Genomic DNA, 21,541 nt, shown 5'->3' with positions numbered 1-21,541 from the left:
TGCCAGTCGGCGTCCATGACCCCGGGCATCCTGTGCCAACCAAGGTTGGCACCTACCAGGGCGAAGGTTGGCGCCTGCCAGAGCATGAGCCGAGCGATTGATCGATGACGGGGTCGGAGCCCCTTCGGGGATCTGGCCCCGACCTTACTTGCCGATGCAGAAACTGGAGAAGATCCTTCCCAGCAGGTCATCGGCACTCATCTGCCCGGTGATCTCGCCCAGCGCATCATGCGCCAGCCGTAGTTCCTCGGCGGCCAGTTCCAGGTGCTCATGCGCCAGCTCACCATCGGCGCGCTGCGCATGTTCCTGCGCGCGCTCGATCGCTTCGACGTGGCGGGTGCGTGCGGAGAACTCGCCGTCCACCTGCTCGCCTGCCCCGGCCGAGGCAATCGAACGCAGGCGCGCATGCAAATCTTCGAGTCCGGCGCCGGTGGCCGCCGAAACGAACACCCGATCCGGATCGTCCAGTGTCGGCAGCGCCGTCAGCAGGTCTGACTTGTTGTGGATGTAGACCTTGTGCGGCACCGCCGCCACGGCATCGCCCAGCGCCGCTTCGCCGGCCGCCGGATCGCGCGCATCCAGCACGATCAGCGCCAGGTCCGTACGCTCGATTTCCACATGCGCGCGGCGCATGCCTTCGCGTTCGATGGCGTCGCCACCGTCGCGCAGGCCCGCGGTGTCGACCAGGGTCAGCTCCAGGCCGTCCAGGCGGATGGTCTCGCGCAGTGTGTCGCGGGTAGTGCCGGCGATGTCGGTGACGATGGCGCGTTCGCTGCCGGCCAGCGCATTAAGCAATGAACTCTTGCCGGCATTCGGCGGCCCTATCAGCACCGCATGCAGGCCATCGCGCAGGCGGCGGCCGCGCTCGGCATCCCGCCGCAGCAGGGCCAGGTCGCTGCGCGCCTGTTCCAGCCCACGCCGCACCTGCGCGCCACCGAGGGTATCCAGCGGTTCGTCGGCGAAGTCGATGGCCGCTTCCACATGGATGCGCAGCAGCACCAGCTGTTCGACCACGGCGTCGATGCGGCGCGAGAACACACCATCCAGCGAACGGCGCGCAGCGCGCGCGGCACGGTTGTCGCCCGCGGCGATCAGGTCGGCGATGGCCTCGGCCTGGGCCAGGTCGAGCTTGCCGTTGAGGAACGCCCGTTCGCTGAACTCACCCGGGCGCGCCTGGCGCGCACCGAGCGCGATGCAGCGCGCGACCAGTTGCTGCAGCAGCACCGGGCTGCCATGGCCCTGCAGTTCCACCACCTCTTCGCCGGTGAAGCTGTTCGGTGCCGGGAACCACAGTACGATGCCATCGTCGATGACCTCGCCGTCGGCATCACGCAGGCGCGCGTAGTGCGCGTGGCGCGGACGCAGTGCAGGTGCACCCAGCGCATTGGCAATCGCTGCGGCACGCGGGCCGGACAGGCGCAGCAGGCCAACACCACCGGCGCCGGGCGCACTGGCGATGGCCACGATGGTGTCGGTGCGGATCGCGTCGTTCATGGCTCAGAGTTTCTCCAGCTGCGCACGCGCCTGGGCCGCGCCGCTGCCCTGCGGCTGCAGCGCCAGGTAGGTGGTGTAGGCCTGTTTGGCCTTGGCCTTGTCGCCCGCGTTGAAGTAGGCGTCGCCCAGGTTGAGATAGGCCACGGCGCGCGAGGGGTCGATCTTCAGTGTGTTCTCCAGCCAGCGCGCCGCTTCGGCATAGCGCTGCTGGCGGTAGTAGACGAAACCGAGGTTGTTGGCGGCCTGGGCGAAGTCCGGGCGCAGCTTCAGCGCCTCGGTGAACTGGGCTACCGCTTCGTCGTACTGCTTCTCGCGGTACAGCTGCAGGCCACGGTCATTGGCCTGCTGCGCGCGCTGGCGGTCGGACGCAGGGCCGGCGGTGGGCACCACCAGCTTGGCCTTGCCACCCTGCAGGTCGGCCACGGTTACCGGTGCCTGGCTGCCCTTGGCCTCGCTGGCGGCATCGACCTTGTTGTTCAGCGCGATCGCATCGGCGGTCAGCTGGCGCGTATCGGCGTTGAGGAATTCCTGGCTGTCCGGCACCTGGAACACGAACTCGCCGCCCTGCGAGCCGGGCAGACTGCCGAAGGCCGGGGTCTGGTGCGAGACCGCCGAGACCGCCGGCGCCACGTAGGCGGCCAGTTCGGTACCGGTGATCAGGCCATCGCCGTTGAGGTCGCCCTTGCCGGCCAACGCCTGCAGCAGCACCCAGGTAAACACCGAATGGCCGTTGGGGCCGGCATCGGCCACCTGCTGGTCGGCACCACCGGCGGTCAGCATCTGCCGCGCGCTGCGGCGGGCGTTCTCGCGCAGGAACGACGACGACGAGGGGCCGCCACGGGTCAGGCCCAGGCCGCTGTAGCAGGCATCCATCACGAACATCACATGCTTGGCCTGCATGCTTTCGGCGATGTTCTGGATGTCGGTCATCGCAATCGCGTCGGTGGCGAATTCCTTCGGGTCCGAATCGACCGGGATGATGTAGCCGAGATCGCGCCCGGAGGCGAGCTGGCGGGTCGCGCCATGACCGGCGAAGAACACGAACACGCGATCGTTCCTACCGGTGCGGTCGTCGGCCAGGCGGTCGTGGAAAGCGGCCAGGATGTTGTTGCGGGTGGCCTGCTCGTTCTTCAGCACGATCACCTGCGAGGACGGGAAGCCGAACTGCCCGGTCAAGGTATCGGCCACTGCCTGAGCATCATGGCTGGCGTATTCCAGCTTCGGCCACTTGGCGTAGTTGTCGATGCCGACCACGATCGCCCACGACTTCTCGTAGCCGGTGGTGACGGTGGCGGCACCGGCGTCGCCCTTTCGCGCACGGGCGACGGTGAAGTCGCGGCCATTCCAGCCGGCGAACTGGTAGCCATCGGCGATCAGCCGGTCGAGGATCTGCGGCAGCGCCTTCACCGCACGATCGTGGATGTCGTGGAACAGGATGATGCCGCGCTGTTCCTTGTTCACCTGGTCGAGCACGCGCTGCACGATCGACTCCGGTACCGGGTCGGCCCAGTCCATCGAGTCGATGTTCCACATGATCGACTTCAGCCCGGCTTCGTTGAGCAGCTGCAGGCCTTCGGCATTGCGCGCGCCATACGGGAAGCGGAACAGCGGTGCGCGCTTGCTGTCGACATCCTTCAGCAGCGTGTCGGTGTCCAGCACCTGCTGGCGCAGCGCGTCGCCGGTGGTGCGCGACAGCTGCGCGTGGGTCAGGCTGTGGTTGCCGACCGCATAGCCCTCTTCCATCAGGTTCCGGCTGATCTTCGCCATCGGGCCGAGGCTGACCTTGCCGTCGGCCTCGACCTTGCCCAGGTTGCGGCCCACTTCGAAGAACACGCCCGGCACGTCGTAGCGCTTGAGGATGGCCACCACTTCATCGGTGTAGGCCTTGTGCGGGCCATCGTCGAAGGTCAGCACCACGGTCTTGGCCGGCAGGTCGCGGCCGAAGATTTCGCGGTCGCTGTCCTTCATGGACATCGGGTACGGCTCGATCACCCCGTAGTCGCGCAGGATCGCTTCGCGGCTGTAGTCCTTGTGCAGGTGCGCGATGTAATCGTCCCACTTCTCGCGCTTCAGCTCGATGGCGCGGGTGCGCTCGAAGCGGCTGAAGATGCGGGTCAGTTCCTGGTTGTAGTTGCGTTCGATCTCGTCGAGCGCCTCCAGGTCCTCGCCGATGCGCTGATGCAGCTTCACCGCCGGCAGCGACGAATCCGTGCCAATGCGCTCATGCAGATCACGCAGCACTTCGCGGAAGGCCAAGCGGTCGGCATCGAACAGTTCCGGCGCCGACTCGATGTAGTCCAGCACGGTGCCGAGGGTGGCGAAGCGCTGCGGGCTGGTACCGCGCAGCAGGGTGTCGAACTGCGCGGCGATGGCCGTGCGTTGTTCCAGGCCATCATGGAACAGTTGCTGGCCCACACGCGTGGAGGTGCCGCGGTCGGCGTCCGACTGCTGTTCTTCGTCGGCCAGCAGCACGATGATCCGACGGTAACCGTCGAGCTGTTTCTGCAGCGCAGCCAGCAACGGCGCGGCGGCCGGATCGGCGGCGGCCGCGGCCTGCGCGCTGGGCTGGGTCACGCCGGTTACCGGTGCCTTCGCGTCCTTGTCGCCACAGCCGGCAATGACCAGGGTCAACAACAGCGAGGGCAGGAACAGGCGGAACGACGACGCACGCGGCATGGCGGACTCGATGGATGGAGGAACGGTGTGCCGGCGATTCTAACGCCGCATGCGAAAAGCCCGCCTTGCGGCGGGCTTCTGCTGGGGTCAGCCGGCCAGCGGCCGGCTCTACCGATTACTTTTTCTTGACCGGGGCCGGGGCGGTGGTGGCCGGGACCGGCTCGCCGCCATGGCGCTTGGTCATCCACCACTGCTGCAGCAGGCCCAGGCCGCCGTTGACCACCCAGTACAGAACCAGGCCGGACGGCATGAAGGCCATCATGACGCCAAACACCAGCGGCATGAACTGCATCATCTTCTGCTGCATCGGGTCCATGCCCGGTGCCGGGGTCAGCTTCTGGGTGAACCACATCACCGCCACGTTGATCACCGGCAGGATGAAGTACGGGTCGCGTGCGGTCAGGTCCTGGATCCAGCCGAACCAGGGCGCCTGGCGCAGTTCGACCGATTCCACCAGCACCCAGTACAGGGCGAAGAAGATCGGCATCTGGATGAGGATCGGCAGGCAGCCGCCCATCGGATTGATCTTTTCCTTCTTGTACAGCTCCATCATCGCGGTCTGGAACTTCTGGCGGTCATCGCCATAGCGTTCCTTCAGCTGCGCGATGCGCGGCTGGAAGCGACGCATCTTGGCGCCGCTCTTGTACTGGGTCGCCGACAGCGGGTACAGCACCAGCTTCAGCAGCACCACCAGGCCGACAATCGCCCAGCCCCAGTTGCCGACCAGCTTGTGCACCTGGTTCAGCACCCAGAACAGGCCCTGGCCGATCACCGCCATCATCGAGAAGCGGCTGTAGTCGACCACGCGGTCCAGGCCCGGCACGTCTTCCTTGGCGATCAGGTTGACCAGCTTCGGGCCGACCCACAGGCGGGCTTCGGTGCTGGTGGACTGACCCGGGGCCACGGTGAAGGCCGGGCCACGCGCTTCGATCAGGTCACGACCGGCCACCTGCGACAGCACGTAGTGTGCGGTCTGGTCCTTCTGCGGGATCCAGGCGGTGAAGAAGTGGTGCTGCAGCATCGCCAGCCAGCCGCCGGTGATGTTCTGGTTCAGCGTGCCGTCTTCCAGGTAGTCCTTGAACGCACGACGCTGGTACTTCTTGTCGTTGTCGTACCAGGTGGCACCGTTGAAGCTGAAGGAATCCGGGTTGGTCATGCTCCGCGACAGGATGGTCGGGGTGCGGTCCAGGGTGCGGTAGACGTAGCCGTTCCACGGCGCGGCGCCGGCGTTGCTGACTTCATCCTTGAAGCGCACGGCATACTCGTTGCGCGAGACGGTCAGCGTGCGCTTGATGGTCACGCCGTTGTCGGCGGTCCACACGAACGGGATCTGCAGCTCGTTCTGGCCCTTGGCCAGCACGAAGTCCTTGGTGTCACCGACCAGCTTGAAGCCGTCGGCGCCGGGGACCGGGGTGTTCTTGTCTTCGCTGGCCCAGCCACTGATCGCGCTGTACGGGTGCGCGGGGTCTTCGGTCAGCAGGCGGACTGGCGGGCTGCCTTCGTCCTTGGTCTGCGGGAACTGCAGCAGCTCGGCATCGAGCACGCGACCGCCGTCGAGCACCAGGCGCAGCACGTCGGTGGTGACGGTCACGCGCTGGCTGGCCGGCGTGGCGCTGGCCTGGGCCTGCACGGCGGCCTGGCCGGGGGCACCCGGCACCTGGGCGCTGGGGATGGCGCCCGGGGTTGCGCCCGGAACGCTCTGTGCGGCGGCCGGGGCCGACGTGGTCGTCGGTGCCGGGGTCGGAGCAGCCTTTTCACGGCTCCACTCCATCCACAGCAGCACGGCCACCATCAGCCAGGCAAAAATGAGGAATACGCGGGTCTGGTTCATCAGCGGACAGGCTCGGCGGGGCCGGGACGCGATGCCGGCTCGGTCAAAGAAGGAGTTGCGATGCCATCAGGCGGCGGCATTGTGCCGTCCACGCCCGGCGTGGGCAATGCACGCAGGCGACGCAGCAGGCGCAGGAAGGCCTGGCGGATCTCGTCGTTGCTGGCGGAACGCGCAGCACTTCGCGCCACGACGACAAAGTCGCCTGGCTGGATGTCGGTACGTGTCTGACGCAGGATGTCGCGCAGGACGCGCTTGATCCGGTTACGCCCGACGGCGTTCGGATCAACCTTGCGGGAAACCGCCAGACCCAGCCTGGCCGGCCGGTCAGCCGGCAGCCAGTGCAGGGTCATCAGCGGATCGGACACACGGCGGGCGCCGTTGAAGACCGTTGAGTATTCGGCACGCGTGCGAACCCGCGCAGAGCGAGGGAATCGCTTGCGCGGGTCTGCAGTATTCACTGTCGAAGGGATTGCGTCTGCCGCGATGTGCGGCATGGCAATCAGGCGCTCAGGACTTTGCGGCCCTTGGCGCGGCGACGCGACAGGATCTTGCGGCCGTCAGCGGTCTTCATACGGGCACGGAAGCCGTGGTCGCGCTTACGCTTGAGGTTGCTGGGCTGGTAGGTGCGCTTCGTGGCCATTGGGGGCCTCTCGTATGAATGGGACGGAAAGAACCGGAAATTCTAGAGAGGTACCCCGCCCCAAGTCAACCCCTGGCAGCTACGCGAATTCACTGGGCTGTGCAATAGCTGTGGATGTTTTTGTGAATAAGTAGGGGACAAGCATTCCGAAGGCGGGCGCTCGGTGGTAGTCTGAGCCATCCATTTCCCCCCTTTCCGGCCTGTGTTTGGGCGCCTTGTCGCGTCCATGCCCCGGCCACCGGACGATTATTGCTGATGGATGCCTGGTCCCGTAGTCTCGAGCGCCTCGAAGCGGAGTTCCCGCCGGAAGACGTTCATACCTGGTTGAAGCCGCTGCAGGCCGATCTGCGCGTGGACAGCCTGGTGCTGTATGCACCGAATGCCTTCATCGTCGACCAGGTCCGCGAGCTGTACCTGGCCCGGATCCGCGAACTGCTGGCCCATTTCGCCGGTTTCAGCGACGTTTTTCTTGAAATCGGCTCGCGCCCGCGTCCCGTGGAGGCGCAGAACGCGCCGGTTTCCACGCCGTCGGCGCATGTGTCCAGCGAACCGCAGGTGCCCTTCGCCGGCAATCTGGACAATCACTACACGTTCGCCAACTTCGTCGAAGGCCGCAGCAACCAGCTAGGCCTGGCCGCCGCCTTCCAGGCAGCGCAGAAGCCGGGCGACCGCGCGCACAACCCGCTGCTGCTGTACGGAGGCACGGGCCTGGGCAAGACCCACCTGATGTTCGCCGCCGGCAATGCCATGCGCCAGGCCAATCCGGGTGCGAAGGTGCTGTACCTGCGTTCGGAACAGTTCTTCAGCGCGATGATCCGGGCCCTGCAGGAAAAGACCATGGATCAGTTCAAGCGCCAGTTCCAGCAGGTGGACGCGCTGCTGATCGATGACATCCAGTTCTTCGCCGGCAAGGACCGCACCCAGGAAGAGTTCTTCCATACCTTCAACGCGTTGTTCGATGGCAAGCAGCAGATCATCCTGACCTGCGACCGCTATCCGCGCGAAGTCGAGGGCCTGGAAGCGCGCCTGAAGTCGCGGCTTGCTTGGGGCCTGTCGGTCGCGATCGAACCGCCGGACTTCGAGACCCGCGCCGCGATCGTGCTGGCCAAGGCACGCGAACGCGGTGCCGAGATTCCCGATGATGTTGCGTTCCTGATCGCCAAGAAGATGCGCTCCAACGTGCGCGACCTCGAGGGTGCGCTGAATACCCTGACCGCCCGCGCCAACTTCACCGGCCGCGCGATCACCACCGAATTCGCCCAGGAAACCCTGCGCGACCTGCTGCGCGCCCAGCAGCAGGCGATCAGCATTCCCAACATCCAGAAAACCGTTGCCGACTACTACGGCCTGCAGATCAAGGATCTGCTGTCGAAGCGTCGGACCCGCTCGCTGGCCCGCCCCCGCCAGGTCGCCATGGCCCTGACCAAGGAACTGACCGAGCACAGCCTGCCCGAGATCGGCGACGCCTTTGCCGGTCGCGACCACACCACGGTGCTGCATGCCTGCCGCCAGATCCGGACCCTGATGGAAACCGACGGCAAGCTCCGTGAGGACTGGGACAAGCTGATCCGGAAGCTGAGCGAATGATGCACGGATGCCGATGAGGCGTCATCGCACAAAACGGTGCAGAATCCGGTAGCAAGCGCGGGACACGTTGTGGATAAAAATGGCGTCTGAAATCGCGTCGAATTTATCCACAGCTTTCCCCACCCCCTGGGGGTCGGTAATACAGAGGGTTTCGATGTCTGAAATTCTTTTATTTACAAAGACTTAGCGTTGTTTTCCAGCGATTCTGTCTCTACCAGCACCACCAAGCTTTTGATTTATTCCACATTTTTTAAAGCATAGGGGCACGGAACCACATGCGTTTCACACTGCAGCGCGAAGCCTTTCTCAAGCCGTTGGCACAGGTCGTCAACGTGGTCGAACGCCGCCAGACCCTTCCGGTTCTGGCCAATTTCCTGGTCCAGGTGCAGAACGGCCAGCTGTCGCTGACCGGTACCGACCTGGAAGTGGAGATGGTGTCGCGGATCGCGGTTGAAGATGCCCAGGACGGCGAAACCACCATCCCCGCCCGCAAGCTGTTCGAGATCATCCGTGCCCTGCCCGACGGCAGCCGGATCACCGTCTCGCAGACCGGTGACAAGATCACCGTGCAGGCCGGCCGCAGCCGCTTCACCCTGGCCACCCTGCCCTCCAACGACTTCCCGTCGGTTGACGAAGTGGAAGCCACCGAGCGCGTGGCCATCGGCGAAGCGACCCTGAAGGAACTGATCGAACGCACCGCGTTCGCGATGGCCCAGCAGGACGTGCGCTACTACCTCAACGGCCTGCTGTTCGATCTGCGCGGCGATGCGCTGCGTACCGTCGCCACCGACGGCCACCGCCTGGCGCTGTGTGAAACCGACCTGGCCAAGCCCAGTGGTTCCAAGCGCCAGATCATCGTGCCGCGCAAGGGCGTGACCGAACTGCAGCGCCTGCTGGAGAGCGGCGATCGCGAGATCGAGCTGGAAGTCGGCCGCAGCCACGTCCGCGTCAAGCGCGACGATGTCACCTTCACCTCGAAGCTGATCGACGGCCGTTTCCCGGATTACGAAGCAGTGATTCCGATCGGTGCCGACCGCGAAGTGAAGGTTGATCGCGAAGCACTGCGTGCCTCGCTGCAGCGTGCCGCAATCCTGTCCAACGAGAAGTACCGCGGCATCCGCGTGGAAGTCTCGCCGGGGAACCTGAAGATCAGCGCGCACAACCCGGAACAGGAAGAAGCCCAGGAAGAGATCGAAGCCGACACCACGGTCAGCGATCTGGCCATCGGCTTCAACGTGAACTACCTGCTGGATGCCCTTTCGGCCCTGCGCGACGAGGAAGTCATCATCCAGCTGCGCGACTCCAACTCCTCGGCGCTTGTGCGTGAATCCAGCAGCGAGAAGTCGCGCCACGTGGTGATGCCGCTGCGTCTCTGACAGCAGCGTGTTCCACGTGGAACCGAACGACGCCCGGGATCTTCCCGGGCGTTTTTTTTGCAGGTTCCACGTGGAGCATCGCGATGGCCGGATCTCCAGGTATGGGTGAATGCCTTCCTTGAGATTGCTGGTTGCCGATTGATCCTGGCTGTCTTTCCGATGCAATCGGTGCTGAGCGATTGGAATCCAGGTTGTGAGCTTGGGCGCTGTCCAGCCGCTCTCGATCGAGTATGCCGTTCCGGGTCTTCAGCCTGATGCACGTTCCCCGAACTTGCGGGAGGGGTGAAGCAGATCGTGGGCCGCAACGCTGCGGTTGCTTCATCTGCAGACGCCACTGTCCACAGGTCTCGTTGGGTCGGATCTGGGCCGGCCTAGCTTCTAAATCTGGGTATAAATCTAAAGCATGGTGGTGATGGTAGGCCCAGATTTCGTGGAGAAATGCATTATCTATTTGATTTTGAAGAGATTTATGCACCTGAAACCCCCTGTATAGAGGCCCCTTAGGCTGGGGGGGAACCTGTGGATAGTTTCGCAGGTCGGGCAAAAGGGCTTTTTTATCCACAGTTTGCCCATACCTTGTGTATAAGTCATACAGACCTGCTGTGGACAGTGTGAAACGGCGGGCTCGAATTCCTTGAAATCTGTGGAACCCTCCAGGGCATCGCATCGTAGATTTCAAGAAATCTGCGCGGTGTTCGCGCAAACCACCGTCGGGGCACCTGGCGATGCTCGCGGAATGAGGCTGAAATCGCTGAAATCTGAGGGCCGGTACCCTGCGCCGCCGCTCAGAATTCAAGGATTCCCGGGCGTATCCAGACCCAGGCGAGCCCAGGTGAGGGAGCGCCACCACGTGGAACACGCGTAGGGTTGCCAGACGGAAGCTTCAGCACAGTGGCGATGTCTGGGGCGGCACGGCTGGCTTGACCGATGCAGTAAGCTGATGGATTCCCTGCCCCTCTACCGCCTTGTGCGGATGGTCTTTCGCGCCCCATGCAGATCCGCCGCCTCGCCTTGCACCAACTGCGTCGTTTCAGTGCGGTGGACCTGTCGCCCCAGCCGGGATTGAACCTGCTGACCGGCGACAACGGTGCCGGCAAGACCAGCGTGCTCGAAGCCCTGCACTTGATGGCCTATGGCCGCAGCTTCCGTGGCCGGGTGCGCGACGGTCTGGTACGCCAGGGCCAGGAAGCGCTGGAAATCTTCGTGGAATGGGACGAACAGCGTGCCCATCACCCGCCCCACCGCCGAAAAGCCGGCCTGCGCCACAGTGGTCAGGACTGGAAGGGGCGACTGGACGGCGAGGATGTCGCACAGCTGGGTAATCTCTGCGCAGCGCTGGCCGTGGTGACGTTCGAGCCCGGGAGCCATGCACTGGTCAGTGGTGGTGGTGAACCCCGCCGCCGCTTCCTCGATTGGGGCTTGTTCCACGTGGAACCGGATTTTCTGTCCCTGTGGCGTCGCTACTCCCGGGCGCTGAAGCAGCGCAATGCCCTGCTCAAGCAGGGCGGGCCGTCGCGGATGCTCGATACCTGGGATCACGAGCTGGCCGAGGCAGGAGAACCACTGACCAGCCGCCGCCAGCACTACCTGGAGCGTCTGCAGCAGCGCACGGTCGCCTTGGCCGCCAGCCTCGCTCCACAGCTCGGTATCCAGGGATTGGAGCTGAGCCCCGGTTGGCGGCGGCACGAGCTTCCCTTGGCCGATGCCCTGCTTCTGGCCCGGGAACGTGACCGGCAGGCCGGGTATACCTCGGTGGGCCCGCACCGCGCGGACTGGAGTGTGGATTTCCACAGCATTCCAGGTCGTGATGCGCTGTCCCGCGGCCAGGCCAAGCTGACGGCGTTGGCGTGCCTGTTGGCACAGGCGGAGGACTATGCGGAACAGCGAGGCGAATGGCCGGTGATCGCATTGGACGATCTGGCCTCGGAGCTGGATCGCACCCATCAGGCGCGGGTACTGGAGCGCCTGCTCAATGGGCCGGCACAGATCTTCATCACCGCCACCGAAACCCCGGCGGCGCTGCAGGAAATGACCCACATCGCCCGGTTCCACGTGGAACATGCACAGATCGTGGCTGTGCCATAGTGGGCACACCAGGGCCGCTCGACCCCGGCTGGTATAATTCGGGTTGGAATCCTTTCATTCTCGGCGCATCGCCCCAAGCGGTGCCCGACCTGCGGAGCCTACGGCAAGCGCAATGAGCGACGAACAGAACACCCCGGCAAACAACGGCAATTACGACGCCAACAGCATTACCGCCCTGGAAGGCCTGGAGGCTGTCCGCAAGCGTCCCGGCATGTACATCGGCGACGTGCATGACGGCACCGGTCTGCACCACATGGTGTTCGAGGTCGTCGACAACTCGATCGACGAAGCGTTGGCCGGCCACGCCGACCACGTTGCAGTGACGATCCACGCCGACGGCTCGGTCTCGGTGTCCGACAACGGCCGTGGTATTCCGACCGGCAAGCACGAGCAGATGAGCGCCAAGCTCGGTCGCGAAGTGTCTGCGGCCGAAGTGGTCATGACCGTCCTGCACGCAGGCGGCAAGTTCGACGACAACAGCTACAAGGTTTCGGGCGGCCTGCACGGCGTCGGCGTCAGCGTGGTCAACGCGCTGTCGCAGAAGCTGCTGGTGGACGTGTTCCAGAATGGCTCCCACTACCAGCAGGAATTCAGCAACGGCGCAGCCGTGACTGCGCTGGCCAAGCTGGAAGCCACCACCAAGCGCGGTACCACCGTGCGCTTCTGGCCGTCGACCGTCGCCTTCCACGACAACGTGGAATTCCACTACGACATCCTGGCCCGCCGCCTGCGCGAGCTGTCGTTCCTGAACTCCGGCGTCAAGATCGTCCTTGCCGACGAGCGTGGCGATGGCCGTCGCGACGACTTCCACTACGAAGGCGGCATCCGCAGCTTCGTGGAGCATCTGGCCCAGCTGAAGACCCCGCTGCACCCGAACGTCATTTCAGTCACCGGCGAGCACAACGGCATCGTCGTGGACGTGGCGCTGCAGTGGACCGACTCCTACCAGGAGACGATGTACTGCTTCACCAACAACATTCCGCAGAAGGACGGCGGTACCCACCTGGCCGGTTTCCGCGGTGCGCTGACCCGTGTGCTCAACAACTACATCGAGCAGAACGGCATCGCCAAGCAGGCCAAGATCAACCTGACCGGCGATGACATGCGCGAAGGCATGATCGCAGTGCTGTCGGTGAAGGTGCCGGACCCGAGCTTCTCCAGCCAGACCAAGGAAAAGCTGGTCAGCTCCGACGTGCGCCCGGCGGTGGAAAACGCCTTCGGTGCGCGGCTGGAAGAGTTCCTGCAGGAAAACCCGAACGAAGCCAAGGCGATCGCCGGCAAGATCGTCGATGCCGCACGTGCACGTGAAGCCGCGCGCAAGGCCCGCGACCTGACCCGCCGCAAGGGCGCGCTGGACATCGCTGGCCTGCCGGGCAAGCTGGCCGACTGCCAGGAAAAGGATCCGGCGCTGTCCGAACTGTTCATCGTCGAGGGTGACTCGGCAGGTGGTTCGGCCAAGCAGGGCCGCAACCGCAAGAACCAGGCGGTGCTGCCGCTGCGCGGCAAGATCCTCAACGTGGAACGCGCGCGTTTCGACCGCATGCTGTCCTCCGACCAGGTGGGTACGCTGATCACCGCGCTGGGCACCGGCATCGGCCGTGACGAGTACAACCCGGACAAGCTGCGTTACCACAAGATCATCATCATGACCGACGCCGACGTCGACGGCGCCCACATCCGCACCCTGCTGCTGACGTTCTTCTACCGTCAGATGCCGGAGCTGATCGAGCGCGGTTACGTCTACATCGGCCTGCCGCCGCTGTACAAGATCAAGCAGGGCAAGCAGGAGCTGTACCTGAAGGACGACCCGGCGCTGGACAGCTACCTGGCCAGCAGCGCAGTGGAAAACGCTGCACTGGTGCCGGCCACCGGCGAGCCCGGCATCGAAGGCCTGGCGCTGGAGAAGCTGCTGCTGGCCTACGCGGCGGCGCTGGATTCGATCGAGCGCAACGCACACCGCTACGACCGCAACCTGCTTGAAGCGCTGGTCGACTTCGTCCCGATGGACCTGGAAAGCCTGCGCGCTGCCGGCGAAGGCGAGGGCCTGGATGCACTGGCCAAGCGTCTCAACCAGGGCAGCCTGGGCAGCCCGCGTTTCACGCTGGAACTGCAGGACGCCAACGATGAGCGCCCGGCCGCTGTGCTGGTGACCCGTCGCCACATGGGCGAACAGCACATCCAGGTGCTGCCGATGTCGGCCTTCGAAAGCGGCGAACTGCGCGCGATCCACCAGGCATCGAAGCTGCTGCACGGTCTGGTCCGCGAAGGCGCGACCATTTCCCGCGGTGCCAAGTCGATCGAAGTCGACAGCTTTGCCAAGGCACAGAACTGGCTGCTCGAGGAGGCCAAGCGCGGCCGCCAGATCCAGCGATTCAAGGGTCTGGGTGAAATGAATCCGGAGCAGTTGTGGGACACCACGGTGAATCCGGAAACCCGTCGACTGCTGCAGGTGCGCATCGAAGATGCTGTCGCTGCCGACCAGATTTTCAGCACGCTGATGGGCGATGTCGTCGAACCGCGTCGCGACTTCATCGAAGACAACGCGCTGAAGGTCGCAAACCTGGATATCTGACACAATCGGGACACGGCCGGTGCGCGGGGAGGCGCGCCGGCCTTCGACTCTTGAACGCAGGTACCTGATGTCCGCATCCGCCCCGGTTTCCGCTCCGCCCCCGGTTCCGCCGGCTTCTGCCGCGCCGCGTGCCGTTTCGCCGTTGGCGGGGTTTTTCATCGACCTGGGTATCGCCGCTGTCACCCTGTTCGGCCTGAGCCTGATCAGCGGCCTGCTATGGGGCCTGTACCGTGGCGTGGTGGTCGGTTACGCGAACGCGCAGGCCGGCGCTGGTGCCCCCGACGCCAGTTCGGTAGCGGCGTCACTGGGCCAGCCGGGCGCGCTTGCGCAGATTCTCATGGCGCTGTTTGCCACCGGCGGCGCCGCGCTGCTGCTGTACTTCTGGCGACGGCCGGCCAATGCCGCCGAGCGCCACGCGTCGCGCCAGGCGCTGCGCCGTCCCTCCGCCTGGGGCTGGACCCTGCTGGTGGCGACCCTGATCGTGCTCGGCAGCAATGGCATCGCCTTCCTGGCCAAGCAGTTCGGCATCGAGCCGGTTCCCACCAATCTGGCGCTGATGCAGAGTGCGATCGCGCGCTTCCCGTTGTTCCTGGTGCTGTTCGCGGTGGTACTGGCACCGGCCTACGAGGAGCTGCTGTTCCGCCGCGTGCTGTTTGGCCGCCTGTGGAAGGCCGGGCGCCCGTGGCTGGGCGTGGTACTGAGCAGCCTTGCTTTCGCCCTGATCCATGAAATCCCTGGCACCAGTGCCAACGGCCCGGCCGAGATCGCGCAGCTGTGGCTGGTCTATGGCGGCATGGGTGCCGCGTTCTGCTGGCTGTACCAGCGCACCGGCACGCTCTGGGCCGCGATCACCGCGCACGCGCTGAACAACGGCGTGGCGCTTGCAGCACTTGTGTTCTTCGGGGCAACGTAACGCCGTGTCCGCTTGACGAAAGATTAAGCCGCTACGCTACACACTGCGCATATGAACACGGGGGTGGATCCATGAAACAACTGCTGCTGGCCCTTGTCATCACCACCCTGGTCAGCGCCTGCGCGACCACGACCTCTCCTACCGGCCGTCGGCAGATGGTGGGCGGGGTGTCGCAGGCGCAGCTGGACCAGCTCGGCGCACAGGCGTTCGCCGAAACCAAGCAGAAGGAAAAGATCAGCACCGACGGCCGCCAGAACGGTTACGTGCAGTGCGTGGTCAACGCCCTGGTCGCGCAGCTGCCGCCTCAATACCGTGGCGTACGGTGGGAGACGGCCGTGTTCGTCGACAAGGAGCCCAACGCCTTCGCCCTGCCCGGCGGCAAGGTCGGCGTGAACACCGGCATCTTCACCGTCGCCAAGAACCAGGATCAGCTGGCTGCCGTAATCGGCCATGAAATCGGCCACGTCATCGCCCGCCACCACGAAGAGCGCATCACCCGGCAGATGGGTGCGCAGACCGGGCTGGCCGTGCTCGGTGCGCTGGCCGGCGCGGCCTACGGAGAAGGCGCTGCCAGCACCGTCAACCAGCTCGGTGGCATGGGCGCGCAGACCGCCTTCCTGCTGCCCGGTTCACGCACCCAGGAAAGCGAGGCCGACGTGATCGGCCAGCGACTGATGGCCCAGGCCGGTTTCAACCCGGCGCAGGCGGTCGACCTGTGGCAGAACATGATGGCCGCCAGTGGCGGCCGCAGCCCGCAATGGCTGTCCACCCACCCCGATCCAGCCAACCGTATCCAGGAACTGCGACGCGATGCACCGGGACTGACGCCGGTCTATCAGCAGGCGCAGGCGGCCGGGCTGCGGCCAAAGTGCGGATGAGTGCGCAGTTCTATGCTGTATTGCAGCACATAAAACGATTTCTCACGCCATCTGTTTCTGATACGTTTGGCGGCTCAGATTTTTCTGACAGTCCGACTTTGCCGCTATCCGGCGGTTCGATCGAGGTGAACGATGATTTTCCGTAACCACAAAGCTGTGCTTTCCGTCCTCGTCGCGACCGCCCTGACCGGCGCCGTGGTCACCGATGCCTTCGCGCAGTCCTCGCGTTCCTCCGAGCGTGGCAACCGCGGCGGCAAGCAGGCCAAGGCCGAAGCGCTGTACCCGAACGCGACCCGCGAGGAGCCGACCGTCAAGGCATCGGCCAAGCTGGGCAGCAAGCTGCAGAAGATGATCGACAGCTACAACAAGGAAAAGTTCCCGGAGACGCGCACGCAGGCCGACGCGATCCTGGCTGACAGCGCCGCGAACGAGTACGACAAGTCGCTGGCCGCGCAGCTGGCCTCGCAGGCCGCCTACCAGACCGACGACACCCCGGCTGCCGTGGCCTACCTGAAGCAGGTCCTGCAGTTCAACGGCCTGGACAACAACGGCCACTTCCAGTCGATGCTGATGCTGGGCCAGCTGCAGCTGCAGGAAGACCAGACCGCCGAAGGCCTGGCGACCCTGGACAAGTACTTCGCCGAGAGCAAGTCGACCAAGCCGGAAGAGCTGATCGCCAAGGGCCAGGCGCTGTACCAGCTGGAGCGCTACCAGGAAGCGATCCCGGTGCTGAAGCAGGCCATCGCCGGCGCCACCGAACCGAAGGACAACTGGAACCAGCTGCTGATGGCGGCCCTCTCCGAAGCCGGCCAGTCCGGTGAAGCGGTGAAGGAAGCCGAGGCGCTGGCCGCCAAGAACCCGAACGACAAGAAGGCCCAGCTGAACCTGGCCAGCATGTACATGCAGGCCGATCAGATGGAGAAGGCTGCCGCGGTGATGGACAAGCTGCGCAGCAGCGGCCAGCTCACCGAAGAGCGCGAGTACAAGCAGCTGTACTCGATCTATGCCAACACCGAACACAAGGAAAAGGACGTCATCGCGGTCATCAACGAAGGGTTGCAGAAGGGCATCCTGAAGCCGGATTACCAGGTCTACCTGGCGCTGGCCCAGTCCTACTACTACTCCGACCAGGTGCCGCAGGCGATCGATGCGTGGCAGAAGGCTGCCCCGCTGTCCAAGGACGGTGAGACCTACCTGAACCTGGCACGCGTCCTGCATGCCGAAGGTCGCATCCCGGAGGCCAAGCAGGCCGCCCAGCAGGCGCTGGCGAAGGGTGTGAAGAACCAGGCTGATGCCAAAAAAATCATCAACCTGAAGTAAGTAGGAATAACGCCTGAATGCCTGCACAGTTGATGCGCAGGCGCTCAGGATTGGTATAAGCTTGGAGGTTCCTGCGGTGTCATGCACCGCTGATCAGGGATTCCGCCCCCGGCATCCCGGCCCCACTATTGAGCTCTTGGCGCATGACGGAACAACTAGTCGTTCACCGGTACGAACAACCCGATGACAAGGGGCTGAGCTGGCCTCGCATCGTCGGCATCGCGTTTGTAATTGCCCTGCATCTGGCCGCGTTCATGATGCTCCTGATCCCCGCCGTGGCTCCCAAGGCCGTGGCTGAGAAGGAGCGCAACGTCATGGTGACGATCGTCGACGCCCCGCCGCCGCCGCCGCCGCCGCCGCCGCCGCCGCCGCCGACGGATACTCCGCCGCCGCCGGTGAAGAACCTGTCGCCGCCGAAGCCGTCGCCGGTCCCGCCGCCGCCGCAGGCGCCGGTCGTGGACGTGCCGGAACCGCGCCCGAGCGATATCGTCACCCCGCCGTCGCCTCCGTCGCCGCCGGCTCCGCCGACCTCGATCGAGGCCAGCGTGGACATCTCGTCGAAGGCCATGAACCCGCCGCGCTACCCGCCGGCAGCCTTCCGCGCGGGTATCCAGGGCGAAGTGATCCTGATCATTGATGTCGATGCCAGCGGCAACGTCACCAATGTCACGGTGGAAAAGTCCAGCCGTAACCGCGACCTGGACCGTGCTGCGATGGAAGCAGCTCGCAAGTGGCGCTTCAACGCCGCTGAATCTGGCGGTAAGAAGGCGGCAGGTCGCGTTCGCGTCCCGGTCAACTTTGCGCTGAACTGATGCGTCCGGGTGGCCGCCTGGCCACCCCCGCTCCCAGTTCGATTGTTTAGCTTAGCTACACCCTTTATCACCACACACAACAAAGGTAAGCGTCATGCTGCAGGAAATTTTCATCGCCGCTGCTGCCGGGGGCAATCCGTCCAACGCCCTGTCGCAGATGGGCTTCGAGCACCTGATCCACGAAATGACCACCAAGCCGGGTGATTTCGCGGTTTCCTGGGTCGTGCTGCTGACCCTGGTCGTCATGTCGGCCATGTCCTGGTACTGGACCGTCATCAACATCTTCCGCGCCACCCGCCTGAAGAGCGCCGCTGATCGCGTCGTCAGCCTGTTCTGGGATACCCCGAACGCGCAGGACGCCATCCGTGCGATGGAAGAACAGCCGGCTTCCGAGCCGTTCTCCAAGATCGCCCTGGACGCTGCCCAGGCGGCTGCCCACCACCAGCGCGCTGAAGGCGGCGCCACCGGCGGCGTGGGTGAGAACCTGAGCCGTTCGGAGTTCGTCGACCGCGCTCTGCGTCAGGCCGTGACCCGCGAAAGCAACAAGCTGCAGTCGGGCATGACCCTGCTGGCCACCGTCGGCGCGACCGCTCCGTTCGTCGGTCTGCTGGGTACCGTGTGGGGCATCTACGGCGCGCTGATCAAGATCGGTGCCACCGGCTCCGCTTCGATCGACGCCGTTGCCGGCCCGGTGGGTGAAGCGCTGATCATGACCGCGATCGGTCTGTTCGTCGCGATCCCGGCCGTGTTCGCCTTCAACTTCTTCAGCAAGATCAACAGCGCGACCATCAGCAAGTTCGATACCTTCGCGCACGACCTGCACGACTTCTTCGCCACCGGTTCGCGCGTCCGCTAATTGCGACGCGCTGTACCCAGCGAGAACGTAGTCAACACGATCTAGACGGAGCCCGTTATGGCTTTCAGTAGTGGTAACAGCGGCGGCCCCATGGCCGACATCAACGTTACGCCCCTCGTGGACGTGATGCTGGTGCTGCTGATCATCTTCATCATCACGGCGCCCCTGATGTCCCACAAGGTCAAGGTGGATCTGCCGGAGGCCAACCTGGTCCAGAAGCCGGACGACACCAACGACCGCAAGGGCCCCATCACCCTGGCAGTCAAGGAAGATGGCTCGATCTACTGGAACGACGAAGAAATCAACAAGCAGACTCTCGAGTCGCGCTTGGCGACCGCCGCCCAGCAGACCCCGCAGCCGCCGTTGAACCTGCGTGGTGACCGCACCACCAAGATGCGTGTCATCAACGAGATGACCAAGATCGCGCAGGAACAGGGCATGCTGGACGTCGGCTTCGTCGCGACCAAAGAGAAGGGGCAGTAAGCCATGGCATTCAGTAGTGGTGGTGGCAAAGGCCCCATGGCAGACATCAACGTCACGCCCCTCGTGGACGTGATGCTGGTTCTGCTGATCATCTTCATCGTGACCGCGCCGATCATGACGTACCCGATCGCCGTGGACCTGCCGCAGCGCGTGCTCAACCCACCGCCGCAGCTGGTCGAACCGCCGCCGCCGATCGAACTCAAGATCGACGCCAGCAACCAGGTCTCGTGGAACAACAGCCCGATCAATGCGAGCGAGCTGCAGCAGCGGATGGAGAACGAGGTCCAGAAGGACCCGACCAACCAGCCGGAACTGCGCATCGATGCGAGCCCGGATTCCGAGTACGACGTGATGGCCAAGGTTCTGGCTGCCGCGAAGAACGCTCAGATGAAGAAGATCGGTTTTGTGCAGCAGTAACTGCTACACCGCAATACAACAGTCATGACGCGACTGCAGACGCCCCTGGAAACAGGGGCGTCTTTTTTATGCCTGACGGTCTGGACCGTTATGATCGGCGGATGCTCGCCCTCTTCGACTCCCTGCGCCACTGGCTCGACGGCATCGCCCACCTTGGCACGATCCTGGCGGTCGCCTATCTGCTGTACCTGTTCGCGCTGGCGGGCTGGATCATGCTGCAGAAGCGCGAGCCGGTGGCCACGCTGAGCTGGATCCTGTCGCTGGCGCTGCTGCCCTACCTGGGTCTCTTCATCTACTACCTGCTGGGCCCGCAGAAGGTGAAGCGGCAGCGCCTGCGCCGTGGCCGTGCCCGCTCGGGGATGGAGCACTACAGCGATGTCTGCCCACCCGACGCCGACTGCACCGAGCTGGCCAAGGTCGCACAGGCCACGACTGGGCTCGCGCCGAGCAGCGCCACCGAAGTCACCTGGCTGGTGGATGGCGCGGCAACCTACGCGGCCCTGCTGGACGCCATCGCGCAGGCCCGCGATCACGTGCACCTGGAGTACTACATCTTCAACCCGGACCATGCCGGCACCGCGCTGCGCGACGCCCTGGTCGAGCGCGCCCGCGCGGGTGTGCAGGTGCGCCTGCTGCTCGACGCGGTGGGTTCGTCGGCCCTGCCCCGCCGCTTCCTGCAGCCGCTGCTCGACGCCGGTGGCGAAGCGATCTGGTTCCACCCACGGCAGCTGCTGAAGCCATTCAAGCGCCCGTGGTTGAACCTGCGTACCCACCGCAAGCTGGTGATCGTCGACGGTCGCCTCGCCTTCACCGGCGGCATCAACATCACCGACGACGAGGATGAAAGCCGCAGGGCGGATGCCTACCGCGACCTGCACATGCGCATCCGCGGCCACGTGGTGCGCAGCCTGCAGCTGGTGTTCGCCGAGGACTGGCTCTACGCCAGTGGACAGGATCCCTCGCGCATGGACATCGCGCGTCTGTGGCCAGCTGACATGCCGCTGCGCGGCGATGGTGCGATCAACGCCCAGGTGCTGGTCTCCGGCCCGGACTCGGGCTGGGAAACGATCCATCGCCTGCATGTGGCGGCGATCCAGGAAGCGCACGAGCGCGTCTGGCTGGTCACGCCCTACTTCGTGCCGGGCGAAGCGGCGCGGATGGCACTGACCTCGGCCGCGCTGGGCGGGCTGGACGTGCGCCTGCTGGTGCCGAAGATGAGCGATTCCTGGTTCGTCACCCAGGCCGCCCGCTCCTACTTCGACGAGCTGCTGCATGCCGGGGTGAAGATCTACGAGTACGGCCCACGCATGCTGCATACCAAGGCCTTCATCGCCGATGACGACGTCTGCATCGTCGGCAGTGCCAACTTCGATCACCGCAGCTTCCGGCTGAACTTCGAGCTGTCGATGATGATCAGCGACCGTGACCGGGTGGCTGCGCTGGCCGAACTGCTGCAGGGCGAATTCGACCGTTCCACGCGGGTGCACGACCAGGCCGGTCGTTCGCTGTGGCTGCACCGCCTGCCCGAGGCCTTCGCCCGGCTGGCCTCGCCGCTGCTCTGACGCAGCGCTACACTGCGCCGATCATCCGGGGAGCCCGAC

General features: G+C 64.9%; 17 protein-coding genes. 12 read left to right on the top strand and 5 right to left on the bottom strand.

Translation table 11 applies throughout. The features are described 5' to 3' along the window. Positions 1-144: 144 nt before the first annotated feature. From mnmE to rpmH, 5 genes are all read right to left on the bottom strand, one after another. Positions 145-1,494, bottom strand: a complete 1,350-nt coding sequence (mnmE, locus tag AC5O77_RS05925; RefSeq protein WP_478057853.1) for a tRNA uridine-5-carboxymethylaminomethyl(34) synthesis GTPase MnmE — start codon at positions 1,492-1,494, stop codon at positions 145-147. 3 nt (positions 1,495-1,497) lie between these two features. Next, complete coding sequence (locus AC5O77_RS05920; RefSeq protein ID WP_494506564.1) at positions 1,498-4,170, bottom strand: polysaccharide deacetylase family protein; 2,673 nt, start codon at positions 4,168-4,170, stop codon at positions 1,498-1,500. 115 nt (positions 4,171-4,285) lie between these two features. Further along, the gene (gene yidC, locus AC5O77_RS05915) at positions 4,286-6,001 is read right to left on the bottom strand and encodes a membrane protein insertase YidC (protein WP_049399025.1); all 1,716 of its coding nucleotides are present in this window, start codon (positions 5,999-6,001) and stop codon (positions 4,286-4,288) included. Beyond that, entirely contained in the window at positions 6,001-6,495 is a 495-nt protein-coding gene (gene rnpA, locus AC5O77_RS05910) for a ribonuclease P protein component (protein ID WP_021203275.1), read from the bottom strand. Before rnpA ends, yidC begins: the two co-directional genes overlap by 1 nt. A gap of 5 nt (positions 6,496-6,500) precedes the next feature. Then, positions 6,501-6,641, bottom strand: a complete 141-nt coding sequence (gene rpmH / locus AC5O77_RS05905; RefSeq protein WP_005411729.1) for a 50S ribosomal protein L34 — start codon at positions 6,639-6,641, stop codon at positions 6,501-6,503. Positions 6,642-6,896: 255 nt separating this feature from the next. Between rpmH and dnaA the strand changes: the two genes are divergently transcribed. From dnaA to cls, 12 genes are all read left to right on the top strand, one after another. Further along, positions 6,897-8,228, top strand: a complete 1,332-nt coding sequence (dnaA, locus tag AC5O77_RS05900) for a chromosomal replication initiator protein DnaA (protein ID WP_005411730.1) — start codon at positions 6,897-6,899, stop codon at positions 8,226-8,228. Positions 8,229-8,503: 275 nt separating this feature from the next. Continuing rightward, on the top strand, positions 8,504-9,604 hold the full coding sequence (dnaN, locus tag AC5O77_RS05895; protein ID WP_005411731.1) for a DNA polymerase III subunit beta: 1,101 nt from the start codon (positions 8,504-8,506) through the stop codon (positions 9,602-9,604). A gap of 990 nt (positions 9,605-10,594) precedes the next feature. Further along, positions 10,595-11,689, top strand: coding sequence for a DNA replication/repair protein RecF (gene recF, locus AC5O77_RS05890; RefSeq protein WP_369352928.1), 1,095 nt, complete (start codon positions 10,595-10,597; stop codon positions 11,687-11,689). A gap of 112 nt (positions 11,690-11,801) precedes the next feature. Then, the gene (gene gyrB / locus AC5O77_RS05885; protein WP_032128508.1) at positions 11,802-14,261 is read left to right on the top strand and encodes a DNA topoisomerase (ATP-hydrolyzing) subunit B; all 2,460 of its coding nucleotides are present in this window, start codon (positions 11,802-11,804) and stop codon (positions 14,259-14,261) included. A 67-nt stretch (positions 14,262-14,328) separates the two neighbouring features. Further along, a complete protein-coding gene (locus tag AC5O77_RS05880) occupies positions 14,329-15,174 on the top strand; it encodes a CPBP family intramembrane glutamic endopeptidase (protein ID WP_478057851.1) in 846 nt (281 codons plus the stop codon). A 71-nt stretch (positions 15,175-15,245) separates the two neighbouring features. Continuing rightward, positions 15,246-16,052, top strand: coding sequence for a M48 family metallopeptidase (locus AC5O77_RS05875; RefSeq protein ID WP_032128510.1), 807 nt, complete (start codon positions 15,246-15,248; stop codon positions 16,050-16,052). A 132-nt stretch (positions 16,053-16,184) separates the two neighbouring features. Then, complete coding sequence (locus AC5O77_RS05870; protein WP_032128511.1) at positions 16,185-17,372, top strand: tetratricopeptide repeat protein; 1,188 nt, start codon at positions 16,185-16,187, stop codon at positions 17,370-17,372. A gap of 143 nt (positions 17,373-17,515) precedes the next feature. After that, on the top strand, positions 17,516-18,184 hold the full coding sequence (locus AC5O77_RS05865; protein ID WP_049399022.1) for an energy transducer TonB: 669 nt from the start codon (positions 17,516-17,518) through the stop codon (positions 18,182-18,184). Between the two features lie 94 nt (positions 18,185-18,278). Continuing rightward, positions 18,279-19,040 (top strand): TonB-system energizer ExbB, encoded by a 762-nt coding sequence (gene exbB, locus AC5O77_RS05860; protein WP_004132614.1) that lies wholly within the window; start codon positions 18,279-18,281, stop codon positions 19,038-19,040. Positions 19,041-19,097: 57 nt separating this feature from the next. Next, complete coding sequence (locus tag AC5O77_RS05855; protein WP_012509603.1) at positions 19,098-19,523, top strand: ExbD/TolR family protein; 426 nt, start codon at positions 19,098-19,100, stop codon at positions 19,521-19,523. Between the two features lie 3 nt (positions 19,524-19,526). Next, a complete protein-coding gene (locus AC5O77_RS05850) occupies positions 19,527-19,940 on the top strand; it encodes an ExbD/TolR family protein (RefSeq protein WP_032129281.1) in 414 nt (137 codons plus the stop codon). Between the two features lie 101 nt (positions 19,941-20,041). After that, on the top strand, positions 20,042-21,502 hold the full coding sequence (cls, locus tag AC5O77_RS05845) for a cardiolipin synthase (RefSeq protein WP_032129285.1): 1,461 nt from the start codon (positions 20,042-20,044) through the stop codon (positions 21,500-21,502). Positions 21,503-21,541: the final 39 nt, after the last annotated feature.

It is taken from the genome of Stenotrophomonas sp. INTA L402-1 (assembly GCF_059295135.1).
The sequence above is the reverse complement of the archived record's forward strand: the minus strand, read 5'-3'. Positions and strand labels throughout refer to the sequence as shown.

Coding starts and splice junctions, on each gene's coding strand:
- mnmE (WP_478057853.1), bottom strand. CDS start 1,494: ATGAACGACGCGATCCGCACCGACACCATCGTGGCCATCGCCAGTGCG.
- AC5O77_RS05855 (WP_012509603.1), top strand. CDS start 19,098: ATGGCTTTCAGTAGTGGTAACAGCGGCGGCCCCATGGCCGACATCAAC.
- AC5O77_RS05865 (WP_049399022.1), top strand. CDS start 17,516: ATGACGGAACAACTAGTCGTTCACCGGTACGAACAACCCGATGACAAG.
- gyrB (WP_032128508.1), top strand. CDS start 11,802: ATGAGCGACGAACAGAACACCCCGGCAAACAACGGCAATTACGACGCC.
- yidC (WP_049399025.1), bottom strand. CDS start 6,001: ATGAACCAGACCCGCGTATTCCTCATTTTTGCCTGGCTGATGGTGGCC.
- AC5O77_RS05875 (WP_032128510.1), top strand. CDS start 15,246: ATGAAACAACTGCTGCTGGCCCTTGTCATCACCACCCTGGTCAGCGCC.
- dnaA (WP_005411730.1), top strand. CDS start 6,897: ATGGATGCCTGGTCCCGTAGTCTCGAGCGCCTCGAAGCGGAGTTCCCG.
- AC5O77_RS05870 (WP_032128511.1), top strand. CDS start 16,185: ATGATTTTCCGTAACCACAAAGCTGTGCTTTCCGTCCTCGTCGCGACC.
- AC5O77_RS05920 (WP_494506564.1), bottom strand. CDS start 4,170: ATGCCGCGTGCGTCGTCGTTCCGCCTGTTCCTGCCCTCGCTGTTGTTG.
- dnaN (WP_005411731.1), top strand. CDS start 8,504: ATGCGTTTCACACTGCAGCGCGAAGCCTTTCTCAAGCCGTTGGCACAG.
- rnpA (WP_021203275.1), bottom strand. CDS start 6,495: ATGCCGCACATCGCGGCAGACGCAATCCCTTCGACAGTGAATACTGCA.
- recF (WP_369352928.1), top strand. CDS start 10,595: ATGCAGATCCGCCGCCTCGCCTTGCACCAACTGCGTCGTTTCAGTGCG.
- exbB (WP_004132614.1), top strand. CDS start 18,279: ATGCTGCAGGAAATTTTCATCGCCGCTGCTGCCGGGGGCAATCCGTCC.
- AC5O77_RS05850 (WP_032129281.1), top strand. CDS start 19,527: ATGGCATTCAGTAGTGGTGGTGGCAAAGGCCCCATGGCAGACATCAAC.
- rpmH (WP_005411729.1), bottom strand. CDS start 6,641: ATGGCCACGAAGCGCACCTACCAGCCCAGCAACCTCAAGCGTAAGCGC.
- cls (WP_032129285.1), top strand. CDS start 20,042: ATGCTCGCCCTCTTCGACTCCCTGCGCCACTGGCTCGACGGCATCGCC.
- AC5O77_RS05880 (WP_478057851.1), top strand. CDS start 14,329: ATGTCCGCATCCGCCCCGGTTTCCGCTCCGCCCCCGGTTCCGCCGGCT.